The organism is Dyadobacter sp. OTU695 (assembly GCF_038440355.1).
Taxonomy (GTDB): Bacteria; Bacteroidota; Bacteroidia; order Cytophagales; family Spirosomataceae; genus Dyadobacter.
This window is the reverse complement of the sequence record NZ_JASATN010000007.1, coordinates 154,094-174,809: the sequence shown is the minus strand read 5'-3', so window position 1 is coordinate 174,809 and position 20,716 is coordinate 154,094. Positions and strand designations below refer to the sequence as shown.

20 protein-coding genes are annotated in these 20,716 nt (G+C 53.0%); 1 reads left to right on the top strand and 19 read right to left on the bottom strand.

Translation table 11 applies throughout. The features are described 5' to 3' along the window. Positions 1-48 precede the first annotated feature (48 nt). The 4 genes from AAHB90_RS15420 to AAHB90_RS15405 are packed head-to-tail and all read right to left on the bottom strand — an operon-like array spanning position 49 to position 1,488. A complete protein-coding gene (locus AAHB90_RS15420; RefSeq protein ID WP_342086106.1) occupies positions 49-504 on the bottom strand; it encodes a DUF5675 family protein in 456 nt (151 codons plus the stop codon). A gap of 2 nt (positions 505-506) precedes the next feature. Further along, the gene (locus AAHB90_RS15415) at positions 507-839 is read right to left on the bottom strand and encodes a hypothetical protein (protein ID WP_342086105.1); all 333 of its coding nucleotides are present in this window, start codon (positions 837-839) and stop codon (positions 507-509) included. Beyond that, positions 826-1,140 (bottom strand): hypothetical protein, encoded by a 315-nt coding sequence (locus AAHB90_RS15410; RefSeq protein WP_342086104.1) that lies wholly within the window; start codon positions 1,138-1,140, stop codon positions 826-828. Before AAHB90_RS15410 ends, AAHB90_RS15415 begins: the two co-directional genes overlap by 14 nt. A gap of 9 nt (positions 1,141-1,149) precedes the next feature. Next, entirely contained in the window at positions 1,150-1,488 is a 339-nt protein-coding gene (locus AAHB90_RS15405; protein WP_342086103.1) for a hypothetical protein, read from the bottom strand. 52 nt (positions 1,489-1,540) lie between these two features. Here AAHB90_RS15405 and AAHB90_RS15400 point away from each other — a divergent pair, with 52 nt between their 5' ends. Beyond that, positions 1,541-1,672, top strand: coding sequence for a hypothetical protein (locus tag AAHB90_RS15400; RefSeq protein ID WP_342086102.1), 132 nt, complete (start codon positions 1,541-1,543; stop codon positions 1,670-1,672). Positions 1,673-1,721: 49 nt separating this feature from the next. Here the strand turns inward: AAHB90_RS15400 and AAHB90_RS15395 are convergent, their stop codons facing one another. The 15 genes from AAHB90_RS15395 to AAHB90_RS15325 all read right to left on the bottom strand — a co-directional run bounded on the left by AAHB90_RS15395 (position 1,722) and on the right by AAHB90_RS15325 (position 20,713). Beyond that, positions 1,722-4,097, bottom strand: a complete 2,376-nt coding sequence (locus AAHB90_RS15395; RefSeq protein WP_342086101.1) for a hypothetical protein — start codon at positions 4,095-4,097, stop codon at positions 1,722-1,724. 30 nt (positions 4,098-4,127) lie between these two features. Next, positions 4,128-4,946, bottom strand: a complete 819-nt coding sequence (locus AAHB90_RS15390) for a hypothetical protein (protein WP_342086100.1) — start codon at positions 4,944-4,946, stop codon at positions 4,128-4,130. Further along, on the bottom strand, positions 4,943-5,926 hold the full coding sequence (locus AAHB90_RS15385; RefSeq protein ID WP_342086099.1) for a DUF6712 family protein: 984 nt from the start codon (positions 5,924-5,926) through the stop codon (positions 4,943-4,945). Before AAHB90_RS15385 ends, AAHB90_RS15390 begins: the two co-directional genes overlap by 4 nt. Continuing rightward, positions 5,904-6,278 (bottom strand): hypothetical protein, encoded by a 375-nt coding sequence (locus tag AAHB90_RS15380; protein WP_342086098.1) that lies wholly within the window; start codon positions 6,276-6,278, stop codon positions 5,904-5,906. Before AAHB90_RS15380 ends, AAHB90_RS15385 begins: the two co-directional genes overlap by 23 nt. A gap of 104 nt (positions 6,279-6,382) precedes the next feature. Beyond that, positions 6,383-6,706 carry a hypothetical protein gene (locus AAHB90_RS15375; protein ID WP_342086097.1) on the bottom strand — a complete coding sequence of 108 codons (324 nt, stop codon included), beginning with the start codon at positions 6,704-6,706 and terminating at the stop codon, positions 6,383-6,385. Positions 6,707-6,745: 39 nt separating this feature from the next. Further along, entirely contained in the window at positions 6,746-6,955 is a 210-nt protein-coding gene (locus AAHB90_RS15370; protein WP_342086096.1) for a hypothetical protein, read from the bottom strand. A gap of 3 nt (positions 6,956-6,958) precedes the next feature. Continuing rightward, positions 6,959-7,648: a hypothetical protein gene (locus AAHB90_RS15365; protein WP_342086095.1), complete on the bottom strand. Its 690-nt coding sequence runs from the start codon at positions 7,646-7,648 to the stop codon at positions 6,959-6,961. Between the two features lie 88 nt (positions 7,649-7,736). Further along, the gene (locus tag AAHB90_RS15360; protein WP_342086094.1) at positions 7,737-8,735 is read right to left on the bottom strand and encodes a hypothetical protein; all 999 of its coding nucleotides are present in this window, start codon (positions 8,733-8,735) and stop codon (positions 7,737-7,739) included. Positions 8,736-8,839: 104 nt separating this feature from the next. Continuing rightward, positions 8,840-9,355 carry a hypothetical protein gene (locus AAHB90_RS15355; RefSeq protein ID WP_342086093.1) on the bottom strand — a complete coding sequence of 172 codons (516 nt, stop codon included), beginning with the start codon at positions 9,353-9,355 and terminating at the stop codon, positions 8,840-8,842. 31 nt (positions 9,356-9,386) lie between these two features. Next, the gene (locus AAHB90_RS15350) at positions 9,387-10,124 is read right to left on the bottom strand and encodes a S49 family peptidase (protein WP_342086092.1); all 738 of its coding nucleotides are present in this window, start codon (positions 10,122-10,124) and stop codon (positions 9,387-9,389) included. Positions 10,125-10,369: 245 nt separating this feature from the next. Beyond that, positions 10,370-13,906 (bottom strand): SGNH/GDSL hydrolase family protein, encoded by a 3,537-nt coding sequence (locus AAHB90_RS15345; RefSeq protein ID WP_342086091.1) that lies wholly within the window; start codon positions 13,904-13,906, stop codon positions 10,370-10,372. Between the two features lie 12 nt (positions 13,907-13,918). Next, positions 13,919-14,461 carry a hypothetical protein gene (locus AAHB90_RS15340; protein ID WP_342086090.1) on the bottom strand — a complete coding sequence of 181 codons (543 nt, stop codon included), beginning with the start codon at positions 14,459-14,461 and terminating at the stop codon, positions 13,919-13,921. Between the two features lie 136 nt (positions 14,462-14,597). Continuing rightward, a complete protein-coding gene (locus AAHB90_RS15335; RefSeq protein ID WP_342086089.1) occupies positions 14,598-15,140 on the bottom strand; it encodes a hypothetical protein in 543 nt (180 codons plus the stop codon). Between the two features lie 109 nt (positions 15,141-15,249). Further along, positions 15,250-19,134 (bottom strand): hypothetical protein, encoded by a 3,885-nt coding sequence (locus AAHB90_RS15330; RefSeq protein WP_342086088.1) that lies wholly within the window; start codon positions 19,132-19,134, stop codon positions 15,250-15,252. 148 nt (positions 19,135-19,282) lie between these two features. Next, the gene (locus AAHB90_RS15325) at positions 19,283-20,713 is read right to left on the bottom strand and encodes a hypothetical protein (protein WP_342086087.1); all 1,431 of its coding nucleotides are present in this window, start codon (positions 20,711-20,713) and stop codon (positions 19,283-19,285) included. Between the last annotated feature and the right edge of the window lie 3 nt (positions 20,714-20,716).

The following is a 20,716-nucleotide window of genomic DNA, read 5'->3' as shown; positions in this document are numbered from 1 at the left end:
AACAAAGATAACAAGCGTTCCAAGACAAAAGGGCCGAAACCGGCCCTTTTACTTGTAGTCTGTTTGGATCGTGATCCAGATCTTTTGCCCCAGCTTGTCAGCTGCCAGGATCTTTTCGAAAAGCCGCTCGAAAGCCGTTCTGCTCTGTCCAACGCAATATTCCTTATCCTCGGTAAAATTGGTGATACCTGGCAGCAAACAACCGTCGGTATTTCGAATGTAATTGCCTGGGTGGATCAGAATCCCGGAATAGCCTGGCACATCCACCAGGCGCGGCAGCAAACGTTTGAACCTGGCCGAATGCGCGATAATAACCTGGTACCGGCCGGTAGGTATGGCCGTTTCCTTCTTTACCTTCAATTTGGCAATTTCGGTTAGCGGCATTTTCGAATCCAGGCCACGGTCTTTATCCTCCAAAATGAAATGGTGGGCCGCGCCGTCTACCGAAAGCGTGCCCAAAGTGCTGGCGTTCCCCTGCCAGCGTCGGGTATAAATCAATTCCATGATTACCAGTTAAGCTTTGTTAGAAATTTGCCCAGCTTGTCGTTGGGACGGAAAGCCCGGTAGATGATAAGGCGCTCACTGATCAGCGCGGCCAGCGTAAGAATATAGCCGCTGATCGACGGGCCAATGCAGATTCCCAGGCCCGCTACAATGATCAATAACCAGCGATGCACAAACGCCCCGCGTGAGTTTTTGCCCAGGGTTTGTAGCTCGAAGGTATCCTGGCCGCTCTTTCGCACTTCCCATCGGGCCATTAGTGTCAGGATCAATAGGACGGCCGACAATATCACAGCTACGGCGATACCGGCCAGCTTCAAAAAATCAGTTGTTTTCATTGGAAACACGTTTGATAAATTTTTCCTGGCCGATTTTCAAAATGGGTTCGAAGCAGTAGGACGTCAGGCCCGTTAGTGCAGCCGAAAAGAACGGGTTTTGAATATTGAAGTAGAAAACTGCAATGCCGGGCACCAAAAGAATGCTCACTACACCGGATATTAGTATTCGGACGGTTTTACGCCGTGTAACCGGCTGCTCAGGTTCAAAAATTCGGTAGATAGTTAGCAGCATTCCTGCCAGCATTGAAACTATCCAGTGTTCCGGCGGAACGCCCAGGCGTCTAAAAAGTTCTTCGAACATCGGTCAGCGTTAAAAAATGAGTTTAAGCAAGACGCCCAGGCCAAAACCTGCCGCGCCCCACACATATTTTTTTTTCCGCTGATCGGCCAGCGATGCTTCAAAATTGATTTTTAATGCGTCCTGTTGAAAGGACAAAATCCGCCGCTCATTTTTCAGGGCCTGGTTTTCCTGCTGGATAAAACCAAAGCTCTTTTGAAGCGTCACCATGCGGGGTTTGATCAGCTCGTATTTCACCGCGCTGTCTTGCAATGCTGTCACGTATTTCCGCTTCAATAGTTCTTCGAAGGTTTGCGCTGTACTCAGCGACCAGGAGAGCGAAAGTGGCGCTATCAGTGCTGACAGAATCATTATGCTGTGTAAGCGTTTCATATTTGCGGTAATAAAATTGTGATGAATCGAAATGAATAGCCGCTTTCTCGCGGTACACTTTCAGGCTATCACTGATCACCTGGGCAGGCATTGGCTCCCTCTCCTGGTGATACTTTTTGTAAGCCCAGGCACAGACCAGGGCAATGGCGCCCAGGCCCAGTAAAAGCACGAAAACCGTAACGGCGATTTTAAAGGAGGCCCGGGCGTTCATGTTATTGAATTTTGGCGTGGATCCCGTTCCCGGCCACTCGCTCGGTGATCACCTGGCCGCTCGGTAGCTTCACTTCCAGGGTATGCCACACATTATCGGCAAAACTGTTGTGATAAAACCAGGCGGTTTTCCCGTCCCTGGACTGGGCCAGGGCAAAGCCGCGCTGTTGCTTGTAAGCATCCACCAACTCGTCGGCCTTGTATTGGCTCGGTGTGATCCAGGCGCCGCCGTCGATCCGGTAGGTTAAATACTGGCGGTCGCCGCCATCGGTTACGCCGAAGGTCTTAGCATAGAGCCGGTGCGCGAAGTAGGTTAAATCCGCGCTGCCGGTGAATCCGTGGTAGAAATCGCCTGATCCGTTCCAAAGCTTGTTAAACTCGTTGTTGCGCGGCTCGGTGGATCCGGTGGGAAACCAGTCCCCGGAAAGCGGCTGGCCGGGCCTGCCGTCGAAAAGCTTTTGATTTGCCCAGCCATACCCGCCCCACTCGAAAGTCGCGTTGCCATAAACGTGGCCAAAAAACAGGGAAGCGATATGTACGTTAGGATCCAGCGGGAATTTGTCGGACTTGTAGTAGGTGCCGTCCGGGAAGTTGATTTTATAGCGGTTGTTGGGCCTGGTTTCACCCTGGCCAAACAGAACGACGCCCGCATGGTAGCCCATTTGCTTAAAGTATTCCAGGCGGAAAGCCAGCTCGGTGGGCTGCCTCATGGCCAGATCTGGCGCAGGCAAATAAACGGCTTCAACAATCATCGTAGTAGCCGAAAGCGGGGCGCCTGGTGAAAACTCGGTGCGTGGCAGGTCTTGGGGATCCTTGCGGAAAAGCTCTTTGTAATAGTCGGCACTTCGCCCGCTATTCAGGCTTTCTCCACCCTGCCAGAAATAATTATGGATAATCTCATACGGGATCCCCTTGCTTCCAAAATTCTGCTCGTAGCGCTTGCGCAACTCGGGATAGAATGCGGAAAACATCGGAGAGCCGCCTGGCTGCCATCCCACGTTCTCGGACATTTCCGAAAGCCAAATCGCGTCTGACGCTCCGCCGGTTTTCCAGGCCCATTCCCTGGCTTCGTCTGCCGGTAAGCCGTCGGCAGTGGGCCAAATAGCCTTACTGGTGCCGTTCGGCCAAAGCTCGGGGCTTCCGCTATTAGTCCGGCCAAAAACGGCCTCGATACGCTGATAATCGCTAAACGTTTTCCCGGCCGCTTTCAGATCTTTTGCCAGTTGGTCGTTTGTTGCCGCGTCCCAGGGTAACGAATGGTGCGCCAGGTGCGTAACACCTTTTGCAAAAACTTTTTCAACACCCCAGGGATACCACGACGCGCCCCAAAAATGGCCCTTCGGTAGCTGGATGTCCTCGCCAATTGTTCCCCAGGAAACCTGCTGGCTCGACGGGTCGTAATTCTGCGGGACGTGGTTTAGAAAACCGGTGGCCGCTTGTGCTGCCGGTGCTACAAAAGTTTGGAAAGCGTAGCTGGTATTGAAGCTAAAAGGTTCGGCCGCGTCAGTCTTATACCAGCCCCCGGCGGCTTCTTGCGGCGTACCGGCCCACTTATTAAAGCCCTCACTTTTATACTGACGGTTCAATTTCCCCACCAGGACGCGAAGCGGGTTATTTCCGGCCACCACGTAATTTTTCAGCCTGGCGTCGGTGTCGATCTGGTGGCCATTGATCAGGTAACGGTACAAAAATTTCCCTTTGTCGCCGCGGTTGTCGGGCGCAATGTCGGACATTATACGGACGTCGGCAGAGTCCCTAAATGTCAGGTTCAAATGATCATCCATGCCCTGGGTAAGGTTAACCAGCGGCAGAACCGCCGCTGGGTTAGCCGATCCGTTACCAGATCCCTGGCCAGGCGTCTCCGTGCCAGGTTCCGGCGCGGGTTTGGTCCCGCCCCCGGTTTCGCTGTTGGGAACTGTAAACGACTGGTTTTGCGCATCCGATTTGCAGCTTTGCCCCTGTAACCTTAACTGGTAATTACCGGCGGGCAAAAGCTGGCCAAAGGGTACGGATACCGTGCTAGACCGTGGCGCGATCACCTGTGATTTAATCAGCTGGCCAGCTGGGCTAAGAATGTCGACCAGGATAGTGTCGATCCCGTTACCGTGAAATTTGAGATCCAGACCGGAAGCGCTCACGCCTGTAACCGCTTTGATATCCGGCCCCTGGCCGATATCGCTACACTTTACTTTCTCGACGGGCTTAACCACTACCGGATCCGTGGGCTTGCCGTAGTCCTTAAATGCTTGCTTAATGGCATTTTCAAGCATTCTCTTCCCCACCAGCGTGTCGGGTAAATCAATAGCGAATTTGAGCTGCGCGGAAGCGTTCAGCTGCAAGCCTACCACCAGGGCAAGCAAAAAAAGCAATCGTTTCATTAGTGGGATTGTTTACAGTGGGTTGAAAAATTAGTTTCTGTTCGCCGCTATTTTGGCGCGGATTTCATCGTTTTTTAGTTCGATGTAACCCAGCACGTCGGCCAGCGGCCTGGCCATAACCTGATCGTAGCCACCAAAAACCGGGCTTTCAGCTACCTTGATAATCTGCCGTTCCCAGTCTTTTACGAATATCCCCTGGCTGATCGGGGCGGCGTCCGGGTCGCCGCTGACCATTCCGAACATCGCCAGCATCCTGTTCGCCGCATTGTTGAACCACTGGGCGGTGGTGATCATCGTAACCAGGTCGCATTTCTCGAAAAGCTGGGCGCGGGCGTCGCATTTGGCCGAATCATAAGCCTCGCGCGGATCGGCTTTTTGATCGGATTTAAAGCGTTCCATTACGCCGGGTTTCGGCCGGGCAATGGTGGCCATAAATTTGGCCAGGTGTGCTGCCGTCTTTTCCTTTGCGTTGTAAAAGGCGATCAGGTGCGCGGTGGCCACCACAAATTCGGCCGTCCCCAGCTGGTGCAAATCGCTGTCGGGTAGCAGGAATTCCCGGCCTTTCAGTTTTACCGACGCCACCGGGCGAAATTCCGGCCCTTTCAGTATCCAGTCTAGCGTTCCCACCAGGCGCCAAAGCTCGGCGCGGTTTTCAGGCCTTTGCAGCTGCTCCCAAACTTGTTCCGGGCAAAAAAACAACGATTTTAAAAGCGCCAGTTTCGCTTCCGGGCTATGTGGTTGCAGATAAACGGCTCGGATCAGCGGAATGATTTCTTTCCCTTTCAGATCCTGGTAGCTGTCACAAAGCTGGCAGCCAGCCTTCAATTCTTCAACGAATACCCTTTTCATAGCCGGAAGTGTTTGCGCCCTTCATTGTCGGGCATTGTCCATTTGCGGCTGTCCGGCGTGCGGTAAAGATCGGAACCGTAATACTCGGGAAACACAGCTGGCCCGGCAGTACCGTTTAGGTACATACGTAAGGCGGTTTTAGCGTCGCTAATCCGAATTTTCAGGATTCCCATTAGCCAGTCCACCTGGTCGTCTTTCAGCGGCGTTTCGTCTTGCAGGTTATTGAACACGGACGAAATGCGGACGCCGGACGGCGAAAACTGTACGCGGATCCACGGCATAGCTTCCAGCAAAACGGCGGCGGCTGCATACTCCTGGCAGAGCCTTAACAATTCGGTGTGGTTGTTGTCCAGGGCCTCACCGGTTCGGATCTTCTCTTTCAGGTTCATGTAAAGCCCCACGCCGGTAACAGTTTTGACGGTTTTCAGCTCGACCGCTTCCATATAGCCACGTAGCACGGTATACATCCGGTAGCTTCTAGAAACCTGCGGCAATGCCCGGTGCAAGGCGGCAGGTGTGCTGATCAGGTAGCCGAAATTCTGGGAAAACTCAGGCGAGTCCTTGTAAAGCGGAAAGTCGGCCAGGTTCGTTTCCAGAAAGGTCATTAGGGCCTCTATGGCTTCATCCGCCTTTTTGATAACGTCCTTTTGTATGCCGTCTTCCTGGTACCTGAAAAGGCTTTCTACCTTCTCCGTCTTCTGCTTATTGACACCGCTACCCGTGAACTGGTAGAACGCCTGGTGCCAGGCATCCTGGTACCCGTTCCAGACAATGGCGGTTTCGACCAACTTTTTAAGGATCGCGGTTTTTCCCTGTTGCACACCTTCCAGCGCCTCCATTTGCGCGGATCCGATCAGGCCGGTAACCAGCTCCCCTTCGGCCTTGGCCAGGTAAGGTTTTAAAATCTCGAAAGTATTTTCCGTACGGACGGCCGAACCGATAACGGCCCGTACCTGGTCAATCGTGGTTATTAGAGTCATTTGCTAAACTTTGGATACGGGCACGCTCGGCGGCGGCCGCTGTTTTGGCTTCGTTGTACAATGCCACGTACATGGCGTGTTTTTGCTCGGCTTCCGGGTAGCGGGGATCGTCTACGCGTTTTTTCCAGACCGAAACATTTTTAGACAGATTCCCCAGGGCCTGGCCCAGCTCTACCCCTGCGGCAGGGATGTGGTAATCTTTCCGGAAAGATTTTACCGGTTCGTCTTCCGGCAGCATCCTGTTTTCTTGGATGTACTTTCGGCGGGCCAGCTGCTTGCGGTACAGATCATCGTAGTACAACACTTCGGCGACCTCTTTTTTAAATGCCTGGCCCTCGGGAAGATGATGCATCCGGTCTGCCAGGTCTGCCGCCTTTCGGTTGTATTCGTCGATCAGCTGGCAGCACTTGGCAAACTCGGTTTTGAACTGTTCCGGGGTAAGCGGCTGGCCCGGCTTTACTTCTCTTCCTTCGGCTTGCTCTGACGTGTGCGCTCCGGTTGATCGACTGGTACCGCTGGCGCGTCGCTGGACTGCTCCGACGGATCCATTTCCGGCCCGTCCTGTTCTGGCTCGGTCGGCTGGCTGGCCTGCGGCTCTGGGTATGCCGTTTCCAGAAAGGCCAAAAACTTTCCCGTTTCTTCGTCGGATGGGTCTATTACTTCTTTCAGATCCTGGCCGGTCATTTTCTTGAATTCTGCTTCTGCCTGATCGTCGGTAATAATGCCCCTGGAAACTTTCTGCATTACGCTGTGAAGGGCAATTTTGGTTTTGATATTCATTGCGATTAGAAAAAAAAGGTGAGAAATAAGCGTGTAGAATCACGATTGGGCCGTTTCGCCGTTGGTGGCTGGTTTTTTGGTGTAAAGCTCTAACCAGGTCGGGAATTGGCGTTTTAGCTCGCTAGCCACTTCGTGGTCTAGCATCGTCCATTTTGGGCCAGGATTCACGAAGTAGTAGGCTTTTCGGAACCAAAACGAGACTGGCTTTTCAGATTGAAAAGCCAGTCTTATTCTTATTGTCTTGCCCATTTATTAAGGAATAACAGGGGTCAACATCCCAGGCAGCGCCAGCGTATCTGGGTAGAAAGGCGGCTCGATAACAAAGTTGTCATTGTCGCCGGTAAGGGCGTAACCGCGCTTATCACCACCTTTTTTACCCGAATCGCCTTTACTTTTCAGTACAATGGGCGAAAGCTTGGAACCTACCACGCGGATTTCGCCGTCGTTGTATTCTGTGAAGAAAATAGCGCCGGTGTTCAGGTATTTGCGAAGCTCGACAGACTGAACTTTGGTTAGGCCCGCGATATCAAAGCCCATGCTGTGTTTGTAGGATTGGTAATAGCGGTCGCCCTGGTTTTCAAAGCTCATAAATGCGGAGTTGTCCGCCGGTGTGATCACCGCCACGCTCTTGCCAGCCGCCACCGGCAGCGCCGTCGTAATTTCCATCGTAGTCATATCCACGTCGGGATCCGCGCCCACAGCCGTGGGCCAGTCAATCACCGTATCCAGCAAATCTTTAACCGCAATCACGCCTATACGGCGGATACCGGCGGGGTTCGCTTTCTGCTCGTCGATGTTTCTCAGGCCCGCAAAGGAGGCGAACACGGCAAGGCTCAAACCTGCGGGATCTGCAAGGCCCATCAGCTGCTCTACTTCTGGCACGATATGAACGGCCAGGATTGCACAGGCCGCAACAAAAAGGAAATTCAAATACTTTTTCATACTGTTTTGATTGTGGGAATGCCACCGGCTGGCAGCATTCCCGATTAGTGGGTTATTGAAATTTGAACGGATTGAAAAAATGGATTGACTAAACGCCAGCGCCTACCGGTCTTGCGCGAAGGTCGTTTACCACGTTCAGGTCGGAACGGAAGTAATTCGGTGTATAATCCCAGTCGGCCACGATGGCGATAGAGCGGTCACGCTTGCTATAATCGCTTTCCAGTTCAACACCTTCCGCTGTGCGATCAGTAGCATACACCAGGTTGTCGTCCGGCGTGATCATTACAAAGTCGGTACCTGCCAGCTCGATAACCGCCTCAATTTTGATATTCTTAGCCCAGTACAGCACCGGCTGATTGAATGAATTGTAGGTGTTTTTGTTACCGTTCAGGGCTTCCACTGCAAATTCGTATTCGGAAAGGCGCTCAGGCGCACAGTACAGCGTTGCAGGCAGGTAAGCATAGGCCGGAAGCTTCGAACGGAAGATCTTAGAAAGGTCTTTGAACTCCTTGATAATGTTCGATTCCTGCAAAAAGTAGTCGGCGGCATGCTGCAAAATCAATTCTTCCGGCAGATCCTCGCTAGTAATATCCAGGTCGATCAGTGTAACAATACCGTTACACACATCGACTGCATTTGTACCAGCGGAATTTAATACGCCATTCCAGACGCCCTTCAAAGTATCCACACCGGCCATCTGTGTAACCGATTCCCAAATATGGTCTGCAAGCCAGAAGTTTTCCGGGTCGCGGCCGTTTGTGCCCTGTACCTGCGCAAAATAGGTCGCTTCCAGTTGCTTGCGCTCTACCTCGCCAATGAGAAGGTCGATTTTTGCCGGGCGAACTTTTGCTATACGGGCTTCAACTTTTAACGCGTTCGCCTTCGGGTTGAAAGTACCTTTACCGCCCGGCTGGGTCATGCTCTGCATTACAATAGAACCCAGGGGCAATTCGTCGGTTACCCGCAATTTTTGAAATCCTGAAAGCTTGCCCCAGCCGTCAGTAAGTTTCTTTTTCATCAGACTTACGCCTTGTGCCCTGCGGACTTTCAGCGAGTTGTCCAGTTTGCTTAAATCAACACTTGCCATTTAATTGTGTATTAGAGGTTTGAAAAAATAGATCCTTTGTAAATGCAGCCCCGTTCCTGGCTCGATCAGGTTCGGGTGCTGCATACGCTCCCTGTTTGGTTGGCCTACGCCTGGGTGCGGTTTCTCTTGTATTCCTCGCGGGCTTCGATGTCTGCTTTTGTCAGGCCCGTATTAGAATTTCCTGTTTCCTTATTTACCAGATCTTCGTCCCCTACCGGGTTTACAGCCTGGCGCAGCTGCTTGTTTTTGTCTTCGGAGGCAGTTAGCGCACTTTTCGCCTCGGTCAGCTGTGCAGACGTCGCCGAATGCGCTTTTTTTTCGCCTTCCAGGGCTGTATTGGCTTCGCCCAGCTTTGTCTCGAGAGCCGTGATCCGTGCTTGCAGATCGGTGCTTGTCGGCTCGGTGTTCTTTGGTTCCGGCGTCGCGTCGGAATTTGTTGGCTCGGGGCTTCCGTCTTCCTTCTTTTGCTCGGGGTCGGCACCCTGGGCCTGCATCAGTTTTTCGGCCTCGGACACGAAAGCATTGTACTGTTCGGTCGGTAGCGCCTCGGAAATTGCCTTATGGGATCCGCCGAAAAAATTGTTTAGCCATGCGGTAATCCCGATTGTGGGTTTGCTCATTGTGTATTTGAATTATTGGTGAAAACTTGATTTAAGCGGCCAGGGCCAGAACTCGTTTGACGGCCGTAATCAGATCCCCTTTGGCGTCAGCCAGTCCCATGCTAATGGCCTCTGAAGCGTTGTAGGTTTTGCCGGTAAATACTTCGTCGGATTTGATCTTTCCGGCGCGTCCTCGCTTGACAAAGCCGACGAATTCACGCTGGCAGGCGTCCAAACTGGCTTGCAGCTGGGCGCGGGCTTCTTCCGGAAGTTTTTCGATCCAGTTGACCAGGGCTTTATCTTCGCTGCCTTTTGCCCGCATGATCTCCATTTCGATTTTTTGGGCTTCCAGCCATTCGGCGTAGTTCTCGCGGATCAACAGGGTGCCTATGCTACCCACGCCGCCCGCTGCCTGATCTTCGACAATGATTTCATTGCATTGACTGGCCACGAAATAACCTGCGCTGTAACAGTAGCCCGTCTGGGCCACGATGGGTTTAACTTTGCGGAAGTTTGCCACCGCCTGGGCGAATGCAGGGGTACTGTCGGCAGTGCCGCCAGGGGTGTTAAAGCGAAGGACGGCGGCTTTAATTTCGGAGTCTGCGGCCGCCGCGTTGAGCTGGCGCATCAGGAATTCATTGCCCCAGTTCCAGTAGCTACTACGGCTCATTTCCCCTTCAACGGGAAGAACCAGAACCGATTTGTCCGGCGAATAAACCCGGATAAAGTACTCGTTCCATGCCTTTTCAATCCCTGACGCCCGGATAAGTGGCTCATAGGACTGTGGCAATACAGGATCCAATTTGGCATGAACCGGAACGGCGCCCTGAATCCTGGCTTGAATCTCTGGCAAATGGGTTCCTAAAATGTGCCAGATTGAAAATGGCGGTAATTGATTCACATTGTACCTTGTTTGGTTGTTGAACTATTCGTGGCACAATGTTACCGGCACCTGGTCGCGTCAGAAAGGACATAAAAAAACGCCCGCCGGGACTCCCAGCGAACGTTCGAACCTAACCTAACCCAATTAACCTATTACTCTATTTTCAGGCTCAAATCGGCTAATTCAAAGTCCTGATCATCCTTTTGAATGCCAATTGTGTAGGAAGTATCCCCGGCGGCCACGTCGAATTCGAAAATGGCTTCCGTCCAGTGCATACCTACCACCTGTTTCATGGTAATTGTATTGGCGCCCTTCGTTACATTGGCCCTGACGTTTGCGAAATCGTAGCTATCCAGGGTAATGGGGCTGTTTACCGGAAACTCGTTGGCACTATCGTAGCGCGGCGGGTTGCGGCGGGCTATGATTTTCAATTGGGCGCGGCGCTTGTAGGTGGCGGCGGCAAAGTTGACCGTTTGGGCAACATCGTTACCGGTGCTGATTGTCGCTACTTTGGTAATACCCGTGGGCATGCTCCCACTATCTTCCGGCGCTGCCGGTGTGATCGTTCCGGCAACCGTCCAGCCGCTGGTTCCAGCGTTGAAATTACGCGTAGTGACCAGTTCACCGGTGCGGAATTCGCGCGGTGCTGGTTTCTGGTAGTAAGTTTTCCCTTCGACGCCGTAAAAGTCGATTTGGGGCGCTAACATATTCCAGCCGCCTGCTTTGACTATCAACAGACTGGCTTTGTCAAAGTTGATCTGGCTTGCAAAATCGGTCAGGCTTACCACGCCTCCGGTCACGGTCAACGGCGTCCAGGTCTGACTAATGTTATTTTTGACGTAGACCGCATCGACCGCGCCCACTTTAATATCCAGGCGGCTGATTTTTTCAGGGGTGGTATTTACTGTAACCTCCATCAGGGAGTAGTCGCCCATTGCGATGGTACTCCCATTCATTAAATCGTAGTACTCGCTGACGCTTACCACGTTACTGGCGCTCGTCCAGTTGGCCTGGTCGTCATATTTATTGTAAGTGGCCGCGCTCATGGCCTGGCCTGTAACCAGGATCTCTTTAAACTTCTTCGCCCGATCGGTAGCGCCTGTATACATCAGATCCGCGACGGTAGCCACGCTGACCAAATCCCGTTTGCGGTAGATCTTAATCCCCCATCTCGGGCGCGGCAAGGCATTAACATACGGCAACATATTAGTCCAAAAAATCGCATTTGTGCGCGTTCCAGGGTGTGACCCCTCCCAATAGTTCGCAAAATTGGTAGCGCCTTTCAGGTAGCGCGTTTTCTCGTAGACGTCCATGAAGATGTAGCCGTTTTCCTCGCAAAACTGGGATAGCGCGGCCTGCACCAGGCCCGTCCCATTCGTGCCGGTACTGGCGTGGTATTCGGTGGCAATTACCGGTTTGTAACCTAGCCCTTTAAGCGCTTCGGCCAACAGGCGGATATTGGCCAGGTAGGTGTTCAGCTGGGCAGTCGAATTAATAACCGATTGGTTAACATCGTTGGTAAAGCTGATAATTACCGCATAGCCGCCGCCTTTTAGCCTGGTGGGCACTACGCCCTTATATTGTGCGGAATTGGCCAGTAGGCGGGCTAAAATCATATTGGTGGCGTCACCGGATTTTGAATAGTTATCCAGGTTCCAGTCCGAAAACATACTAAGGGCCGATATGTAGCTTTTGCCTGGCAACGCGTTGTAGCCGACCGAATAGCTATCCCCTACCAGCAAAATGCGCTCACAATCGGCTAGGGTAATGGTACGCTTTGCATTCAATGCGTTTTGCATCACCGGTGCCCCGAAAACAGCAGTCAGGGCCTTCGTACCTGACGCGTATTTAGAAAAGAAGGTGGGCGCTGGCCCTTGTTCAAACTGAAATGTGTTTTTACCGCCGATATAGTAGCTTACCCGCACCCATTTAACACCTGCGGGCACTGTAAAAGTGGTTACGGCGTTGGTTGAACCGCCCGCTACCTGCGTTTTGTTAGCGTCGAAAAAACACGTTTTTCGCATGCCGTTGGTTCCGTCATAGCCGCTATAAGTCTGAAAAGGCGTGACCTCGATAAAGCCCGTATAGCCGTAAGCGGCATTGGTGACCACTGCCCCGGTATTCTCAATATAACCGCCGTCGGTAAAGCCGTCTATGTCGGCCAGGTTCTTGCTTTTGCCCGTTAGTGTCCAGGATACCGCTGTGGTGTCTACTTTGGAATTAATGGCGGCAAGCTGGGCTGTTGAAACCGGCTTGTCCGTGTCGGCAGTGTTGTTTACGTTAGTCAGGCCCACGTCCAGCTTACTGAGCACATGGCCCATTAGCGTTTTGAGCGTTACCGTTTCACCATAGGGCACAAGAGTCGTCGCGGTGGCCGATTCTTCGACCTGAATAGCTGACAGCGTTACCGTTTCTTCGACCCTTTGAAGGTTGATATACATCTTTGCGGCTCCGGCTGGCGTGGTAAATGTCATCGTGGTGCCGGTGGCCGGGCTTGGCGGCGGGGTATATGAAATGAAAACGCCAGCGGCGTCCTCGTACCTTACGGCCTTACTATTACGCGTGACCAATCCGCTGATCGTATAGGTAGTGTTAGGCTTACATTTGATCGGCCCGGTTCGAATCCAGCCCGCTATGGTTAAGAATGCGCCGTTTGTGGTCTGGACTACGTTTTGAGCGCCGGTAACCACGTTAGAGGGCCTGAATAGGTTCTTGGTGGTCAAAACAGTGTCCAAAACGACCTGCGCCTGGTCTAATTTCTTGTTCCAGGTAATACGCTCGGCGTCGCTAATAAACCGGCTGGTGGCCGTGGTCGCGACCGCCGACGGGTTTACCAGCGTATTGGAAAGTATAGCTGTGCCATAGGGGACGGGGCTTGTAGGCGTGTCGCCCTGTTCAAATTGAAATGTCGATTTGTCGGCCGCGTAATATGAGGCTATTACGTATTTCACACCGGCGGGCACTGTAAACGTGGTCACGTTGGCGCTATACCCACCGGCTACGAATGCGCGGGCCGCATTATAAAACGCCAGGTGGCGCATTCCATTGGAGGAAGCGCCTTTGCCCGTATACGGAAGCCCCGGCGTTACCTCAATAAAGCCGGTATAGCCGTAACCAGCACTTGCGCCGTATGCCCCGGTAGCGCCATTGATAAACCCGCCGTCAATGAATTCTAGCGGATTCGCCAGGTTTTTGTAAGGCAGCTTATTTTCCAGATAGGCAGTTTTGGAGAGCGCCAGGTCGCTGGGCGGGATGTAGCCCCAACGGCCACCCCTGGCGATGATCTTGCCGCCCACCTGCATATCGACGGCCGCGCCGGTAATCGTCCGGTTCCCTGGCTTGACCACGTCAAAATATTTGCCATCAGCAAACGCGGCGACCGTGTCCGGCGTAATCGTCGAATCCGTCGCCGAAATGGTTGCAATGCCGGTACTTGCGTCGTATTCGCCGACCGTGTTAGCCTGGGAAATCGTCGTGTAGATCGAATCAATGGCATTGGCCGACGATAGGAATACGGCCCGCAATTTCTCGGCGGTGATCGAGCGGGCCGTATTGCTGGGTAGGGTGTTATTAATCTGCGTCCGTAAAGACTTTGTGGTGGTCGTTTGGCCGATTACCGCCTGAATGTGGGCCAGCATCACGGCGGCTAACAGTAACAGGCGGCCCGACAACCGGGTTAAATTCTGCATGGTAACGTTGTTTTAAGATGTGAAAGAGAAATCAAAGCTGTAATCGAATTCCCCGCTAGTGAAAAGCTCGGCGTTTTCGTAAGCCGTCAGTGCGGTAAATGGCTGGATCTGCTCGGCGGCCAGCGCAAAATTCATCGGGTTAGCGTCACCAGGGCGGGCGCCGGTGTTGCCGTCGAAGCTTAAAAGCATGCCGCCGGGCGTGCCACCCAGCGCCCGGACGTTGCCGTTATAATCTTCGGCAATGGCCAGCCATTCAGTGTTTGGGTTTTGGGCCACCCATTGTAAGATCTGGTTATTAATGTGCGGAAGGGAGAATGAAACGGTTGTAAGCCAGAATGCGGCCCCGGTTTCTTTAATTTGGCGCTGGAAGCTGGCCACGCACGCCAGCTGATTGGGGAAGATAAATTCGTAAAATACCAGATCTTCGAGCGGGATTAGCTCGGCGTTTACAGAGGAGATAGAAACCGCGTCGGAGTCTACAAGTTTGAGCCGACGAATGCCTGATCGATTTCGATCAATTGGCGCCCAGAGGGAAAGAGAGTTAACAGCTGTCATACCTCAAAAGTATGGCGGCTGAGCCCCTTACAAAAGGACAAAAAAACGGGTTTCAGGGAAATAAAAAACCGCATTTCCAGGCTGGAAACGCGGTTTTCGAGGCCTACAAAATCGATAAAATCGGGACAAAATCGCCCTACACGCGACAAAAACCGCCCAGCCCTGACAAAAGCGGCTGCGAAAGTTTACGATTTCTTACATTTTTTCGGTTGATCCGCTCCAAATGGTCGCGGTAAATCTTTTTAGCCGTGTCCCATTCCATATCCTTGTCGCGCTCGTCGCTCACCACCACATTACGGCGATCCAGGAACGAACGCACCATCCAGGCGTATTCCGGTTCGGAATGGATGGCATGAATGGCCGACACCTCGCGAATTAAAGACGCTCTGAATTGTTCGTCCAGGAATGATACCAGGGTAGCGTAACGCTCCACTGGTACGTCCAGCGCTTTCTTCTTGCACAGGTACCGGATCGTTAGCGCCTCGCTGGTTTTGTTCAGTACAAGCGGCTCAATGTTTTGATTGTAGGGGATCATCCTGGAAAACCCCGCTATCAGCTTGCCCAGTTCGCTTTTCTGCGGGGCCAGAATCGTATCTGGCCCCAGTAGCTCGTAATCGGGTTCTGACAAAAGGAATTTCTTAACATACTTTGGAACACTGATTGTAATTTCCTTCGTCATTGGTTGAGTTATTGAGTGGGTTATTCACTATTTGAAAAATACTATTTACGCTTGTAGTGTTACTTTGTAACGCAATACACAAATATATTTACTTCTTTGAATATTTACATTATTTCAGGTTACTTATTGCACCTAAAATTCCATGTAGAACCCCTTGGGCGTTAGCACCGTTAACCGCGCCTTCTACGCCCCTGGTAGCGCCGGTATTCTCATTCACTGCCGCCCTTACCGCGTCGATGGCCCCACGTAAAGAATTCACCTCGTTTCCTAGCAGTTTGAGCGCGTCGGCAACCGTCTGGCCATTGGCCGCAAGCGCCTTCACCACCAGGTTGAGCGACTCGGCGGTATTGTCTCCGGTAACTTCCAGTGTCTCGATGATCAGCTTTAACAATTTTAGCTGCTCTTCGCCCTGTTTTTGCGACGCCTCAAAGGCTTTCTGGCTTTCGGCTGTCGATGGGTTGGGTTCGCTGCCATCGATGCCGTTAAAGGCGCCTGTATCGGCACTCGGCATTTCGGAGGTGTATTTGTCAGCTTCTGCCTGGGCTGCTGCCGCTTCGGCTTCCGCGTCTTTGGCGGCCTGCTCGGCCTTGCGCTTTTTGGATCCGAATAGGTACATGCCCTTTTCCCAGTAAGGCGAACTGAATAACGCCCCACCGTCTCGGTAGCTGCTTTGCAATCCGGTTTCCATCGATACGGCTTTGCTTCTCATACCAGGCGTTCTGGCATTCTTGAACATTTCGTTGATCAGCGGCATATTGGCCGCCGTTTGATCAGCTGAAATAATGGCTTCGTCGCCTTCCATCTCGCCCACTTCTTTGCCGCTCATGCGGTCGATTAGCGCAATGCCGCCCATGCCGTAGCTGCTGCCGTGTTTGCCGCCCCTGGCGATGAATCCGCCCTGTGCAAAGGTGGGTTCCGGCTGGTTTTTGATCTTGGCAATTTGCACGCCGGTGACCACGGCCGCCGTGGCCGCCAGGATGATGTTCAGGGGGAAAAAGTTGGCTAACGCTTTGAGCACTGCCAGGGCGCCGGTGATCAGGGCCGTAGCGATATCGGCCTTTTTCTGCGCCCGGAACGCCTTCTGCTTTTCGGCTATTTCAGTGGCGCGGGCCTTGCGGTTCTCGGCGGCTATGGTCGCTTCCAGATCCTCTTTGAATTCTGCTTTTTTCTCGGCTTCATCCGACGCAAGCGTGATTTGTTTATCACTAGATTTTTGGGCGTCGTCTAGCAGGTTTTGGCTGCTTTCCATCGAAAAATCTTCCAGCTCGTCGAGCATCTCCATTTTAGAGTCTGCTTCCTCCTGGGCCAGGCGTATTTTTTCCTCGGATTCCTTTTTTGCCATTTCGATTTTAGCTTCAATGGTGCGCTTTTCATCCTCGGTTTTTGCCAGGTTGGCCAGGCGTTGCAGATCCTGGATTTTCTGCTCTTCGGCCGCCTTCATTTGTTGTAGCTGCTCTGAGTAATACTTTTTCAGCGCGTCGCGTTTTTGTTCCTCCGTGGTAGTTTCGCTGGTTAGTATACGTTGTAGCTCGGCCAGGCGTTGGGTTTCGGCCGATTTTAGAGCAGTAACGTAATTCGAGCTGGCGGTAATCATTGATTCGGTTACCGATAGCTCAGCGGTCAGGATTGCCACCTTTGCGTCGCGCTCCCGGTTGGCTTCGGCTATTGCTTTTTCTGCTTTTTTCTGGGCCAAATCGTTAAGGAACGAGACTGCCGCCTGGGCTGCCTGGGCACCGGTTTCGTAACTGGCCATATCAGCACTTAGCCGCTGCTGCCAGGCGGTCTGGTGGCCCTGGACGATCTGGGACATCCCAGCCGTGAATGCGGAAATATCGCCGTTCAAAAGGCTTTTGAACATATCCGAATACGCCTGCAAATTCTGCTGCTTTTGCTTTCGCAAATCGTCGTCGATGGCCTTTTTGTCGGCGGCCGCTTTCGCTTCGGCAGTTATACTTTCCTGGTGGTAGCGGGCTTCCACGGCCAAAATGGCGGCGGCGGCCTGGTCGTTGTCGGTGATATCGGCAGCGATACGGGCCTTTTCCGCCGCTTCTTCCTGGGCCAGCTGCTGTTTGAGGTGGGCCAGTTCCAGGTCGGCCCGCTCTTTGGCAATGGCGGCCAGCTGGGTAGCATTCCCCTTTGCCTGTATCACCTTGAAGTCTAGCAGGGCCTGTTCGGCTTCCTTCTGCTGGTTACTGATAAAAAGGGCATTCTCCGCCCGTTTCAGCGCGTGTTCCTTTTCATCGGCCAGGGTCTTTTTCCGGTATTCTTCCGACGTTTTAGCTATCTCGGCATCCGCATTGCGGTTAATGGCGACGCGGGCCGTTTCCTTGGTGGTCTCGTCGGCGGTCGAATCGTTGATTTCTTTGAGCCGGCGGCGGCGTTTCTCCTCAATTTTAGCCTGGTCGGTGGCCAGCGAGTTTTTGGCCACGGTAGCCTCGTGCTCACTTTCCAGCTGGGCGATAAGCTCCAAGGCTTTGGCGCGGTCTGTGGCGCGCTTGTCGTCGTACTTCTTTTCCGCGTCCTCGAAGGCTTTCAGCTCCTTTTCCTTCTCCTTGGCGCGTTTTTCGGCCTCCTTTTTCTGGGCCTCGGTAACCTGGGTTTGGTGGGCCTCGCCTTGCTTTTTACCCGCCAGCTTGGCTTCTACTTCCGCATTCGGGTTCTTCCAGATACCCAGGATTTCGTCTTTGGTTTTTGTGACCTCGGGAATAATCCCGGTAATTGACTTTTTTGTGTAGCTAGCCGCTTCTTCGGCTGCCGTTTTAGCAGCGGAAAAATTTCCCCTGACCGCTTCAAATGCAGCTTCTCCTAACTTGAACAGGCCCATTGCGATATTTCGCACATGGTCGAAAATTACGGTAGCTACTCCCTTGATCCCGACGGCGGCCGACGCGAAAACCTTGCCCAGGAAAGTAACTGCCGGAATGCTGGCATTGATCAGATCCAGGATAGCGATAAAAACCGGCCGTAACCCGTCCCCAATAGTCACCATAAGGGCGTCCATATTGTCGGAAAGGTTCGAAGATTTCCCGCCCAAAGTCTCCATCATTTTGGCATTGGATCCGGCCACACCTTCCATTTCGCCAAATGCAACGATAGCGCCATTAATAGCCTCCGGCGTATTGGCTACGGTCTTCTGCATTCCCTTGAAAGAGAATGTTACCTGGTCGCCGGATTTTTTAGCGGAAATACCGAACTCTTTTAAGCGCTCATTTTCGCCGGTCATTGCGTCCAGGGCCGCTTCGGTCAGCTGGTCGAAGGTTTTCCCCTGGGAGGCGGCAAGATCCGCCAACGAAACCATTTCCTTTTGCGACGGCCTTAGACCCCGGTTAACCATTTTTACGTAGCCTTCGGTCAGCTCATCCACTCCAAAAGTGGTTTCGGCGGCCATTTTCTTGATCGCTTCTAGGCTGCTGCGGGCTTCCTTTTGGCTTCCCAGGGCGGTGGTCAGCACCTTGTCGTACTTCTCAAACTGGGCCGTTGTGTCGAAGATCTTTTTTCCCAGCTCGAAAATGTACTGGACTACGGCAAGGGCCAAAAACGCATTAAAGGCGCCCTTTACAGTGTTAACCCCCGAAACCATCTTACCCCAAAGCCCTTGTTTGTTGGGCTGGTCGATGGCGTCAGAAAGGCCGGTCATTTGGGTTTTGACCTCCTTGGCGCGGGCGGTGACTTCTTGCAGCTGCTTGGATTTTGCAATGAATTCGGCCGTGCCTGGCGTGAGCTGGGAAAGCTCTTTGGTTAGACTCCTGACCTCGGTTTGCAGCTGTTTGTAGGTCAGACCGGTGAGCCCAATTTCAGCGCGTAGTTTCTGCTGCTGCACCAGGTTGGCGTTTAACTCCTTATTGAGCGTTTGCCATTGTGCCGAACCCTTCGGCACGTCATCCATCGCCCTTTTCAGGTCTTTGGCTTGTTTTTCGAGTAGCGCAAGGTTGTTGCGCGACTCGTCCCCCTCGATTTTTAGGGTGATACTGACGGTTTCATTTTGCTGTAACATTTGGTTTGCATTCAAGTAGTGGGATTAATTCGAATGCAAGCAAACCAGCGCGGAAGCCCCCCGAAAGGACACAAAAAAGCCGCTACGGCGCGTTAAAGCGGGTAGCGGCGAGGGGTTGACAAGCTAGCGCAAATTCGGCGCGTCCTGGTTAAATTTTCAATAACAGGCAGGTTAATTCCTTTTCCACCGGAAGTTCGCCCGAAATGTGAGCGACCAGGTAGTTTAAACCGTGGTAATGGATCGGCTGGGAGAAATCCAGCGTGGCCAGGTCGGTTTCGTTGAGCGTAAAACCCTTTTGCAGGTAGAACATTTCCCGGCGCACTTGCTCGATACGGGACCAACTTGTGGCCGCAATACCGGCCGCGCCGGTCAGATAAAGGCTGATCCCGCCCGACTCGGGGCTGGCCAGCGGCACTTCTTCGGTCAAACCGTGCCAGAATAAAAGGCGCGGCGCGGTCGTTACGGCCAGCTGGTTAAACTCGGCTGTAACGCCGCTTTGCTTGGCATACGGCAGGCCCGATTCATCGTCTACCAGGAACGTGGAAAGCGAAAAAGGGACTTTCACCAGGTCGATGGCGTCCGTGCCCAGGTTGCCGGTGGCTGGCGTGAAATAGTCGGCCATCGCCTCGGGTTTGTCCTTCATTAAGCTATCGCCGCCGTCCAGCTCGAAGGCCAGCTGCAACCGCCGTTTAAATTCAGGGTACTTGTCGTGCCCTGGCGTGGCTTTGTTTGTCCAGTCTTTGACCGGCGGCGCGTCCAGGAAGGGTTCCCAAAAGTCGATTTCCAGCCTTTTGTTCGGCGCGTCGAACTTATAGCGCAGGTTCGCAATTTTTCGCAGCTCCAAAATGAATTTCCCGATTGTCCAGGCAGGAACGTGGCGGTTAACGGTAACCACCTGGTCGCCGTCCAGCGCCCGCCAGTTGGTTAAAATCAGCGTTTGCCAAACCGGATGTGAAAGAAACGATCCTGATAGCGTTACGCCGGTGAGCGCCGCGATACGATCCAGGACAAAGCCAATAAACAGCATTGGCACTTTCGGGCCGCTGGTCGTGTAGGCCGCCCCGTCGTACTCGTTCACAAAGCCAGTGTATGGCGGAGAGAGCGCCCAGCCATTGGTTCCGTAGTAGTCAGGATTGAGCATGGAAGGGAAACAGACCGCGTTTTTACCGGCTACCTGGACGGCGGCTGTGAGCACTTCGGGCAGCTCGACCGTGCCCAGGTCTAGTTCGGTCAGCGGCAGGTCGGAAAACGGCCCGAAAAAACGGCCCAGGTCGTCGCCTGCTTCCAGCTGGTAGCCGGTTTTCGGGTTGCCGTTCTTAACATACGCTTTCCCGTGGTAGACCAACGCGCCGTTATTGATCACTTCGCACAGGTATTTATACAAGTCGTTACCCGCCTGCGGCATTTCGCAATATTCGAAAATCCGCTGATTTCGGATTGAAAAAGGCAAATTCGGAATACTGGCCACGCTGTTGGGGATCTGCTCATAGGTCAGGTGCGGGTTTACCAGGTTGATGGGCATTTTCGGGGCCTCGCCTAAATCCAGGGCCTGGCCGTCTATTCTGATTTCGGTATACATAGG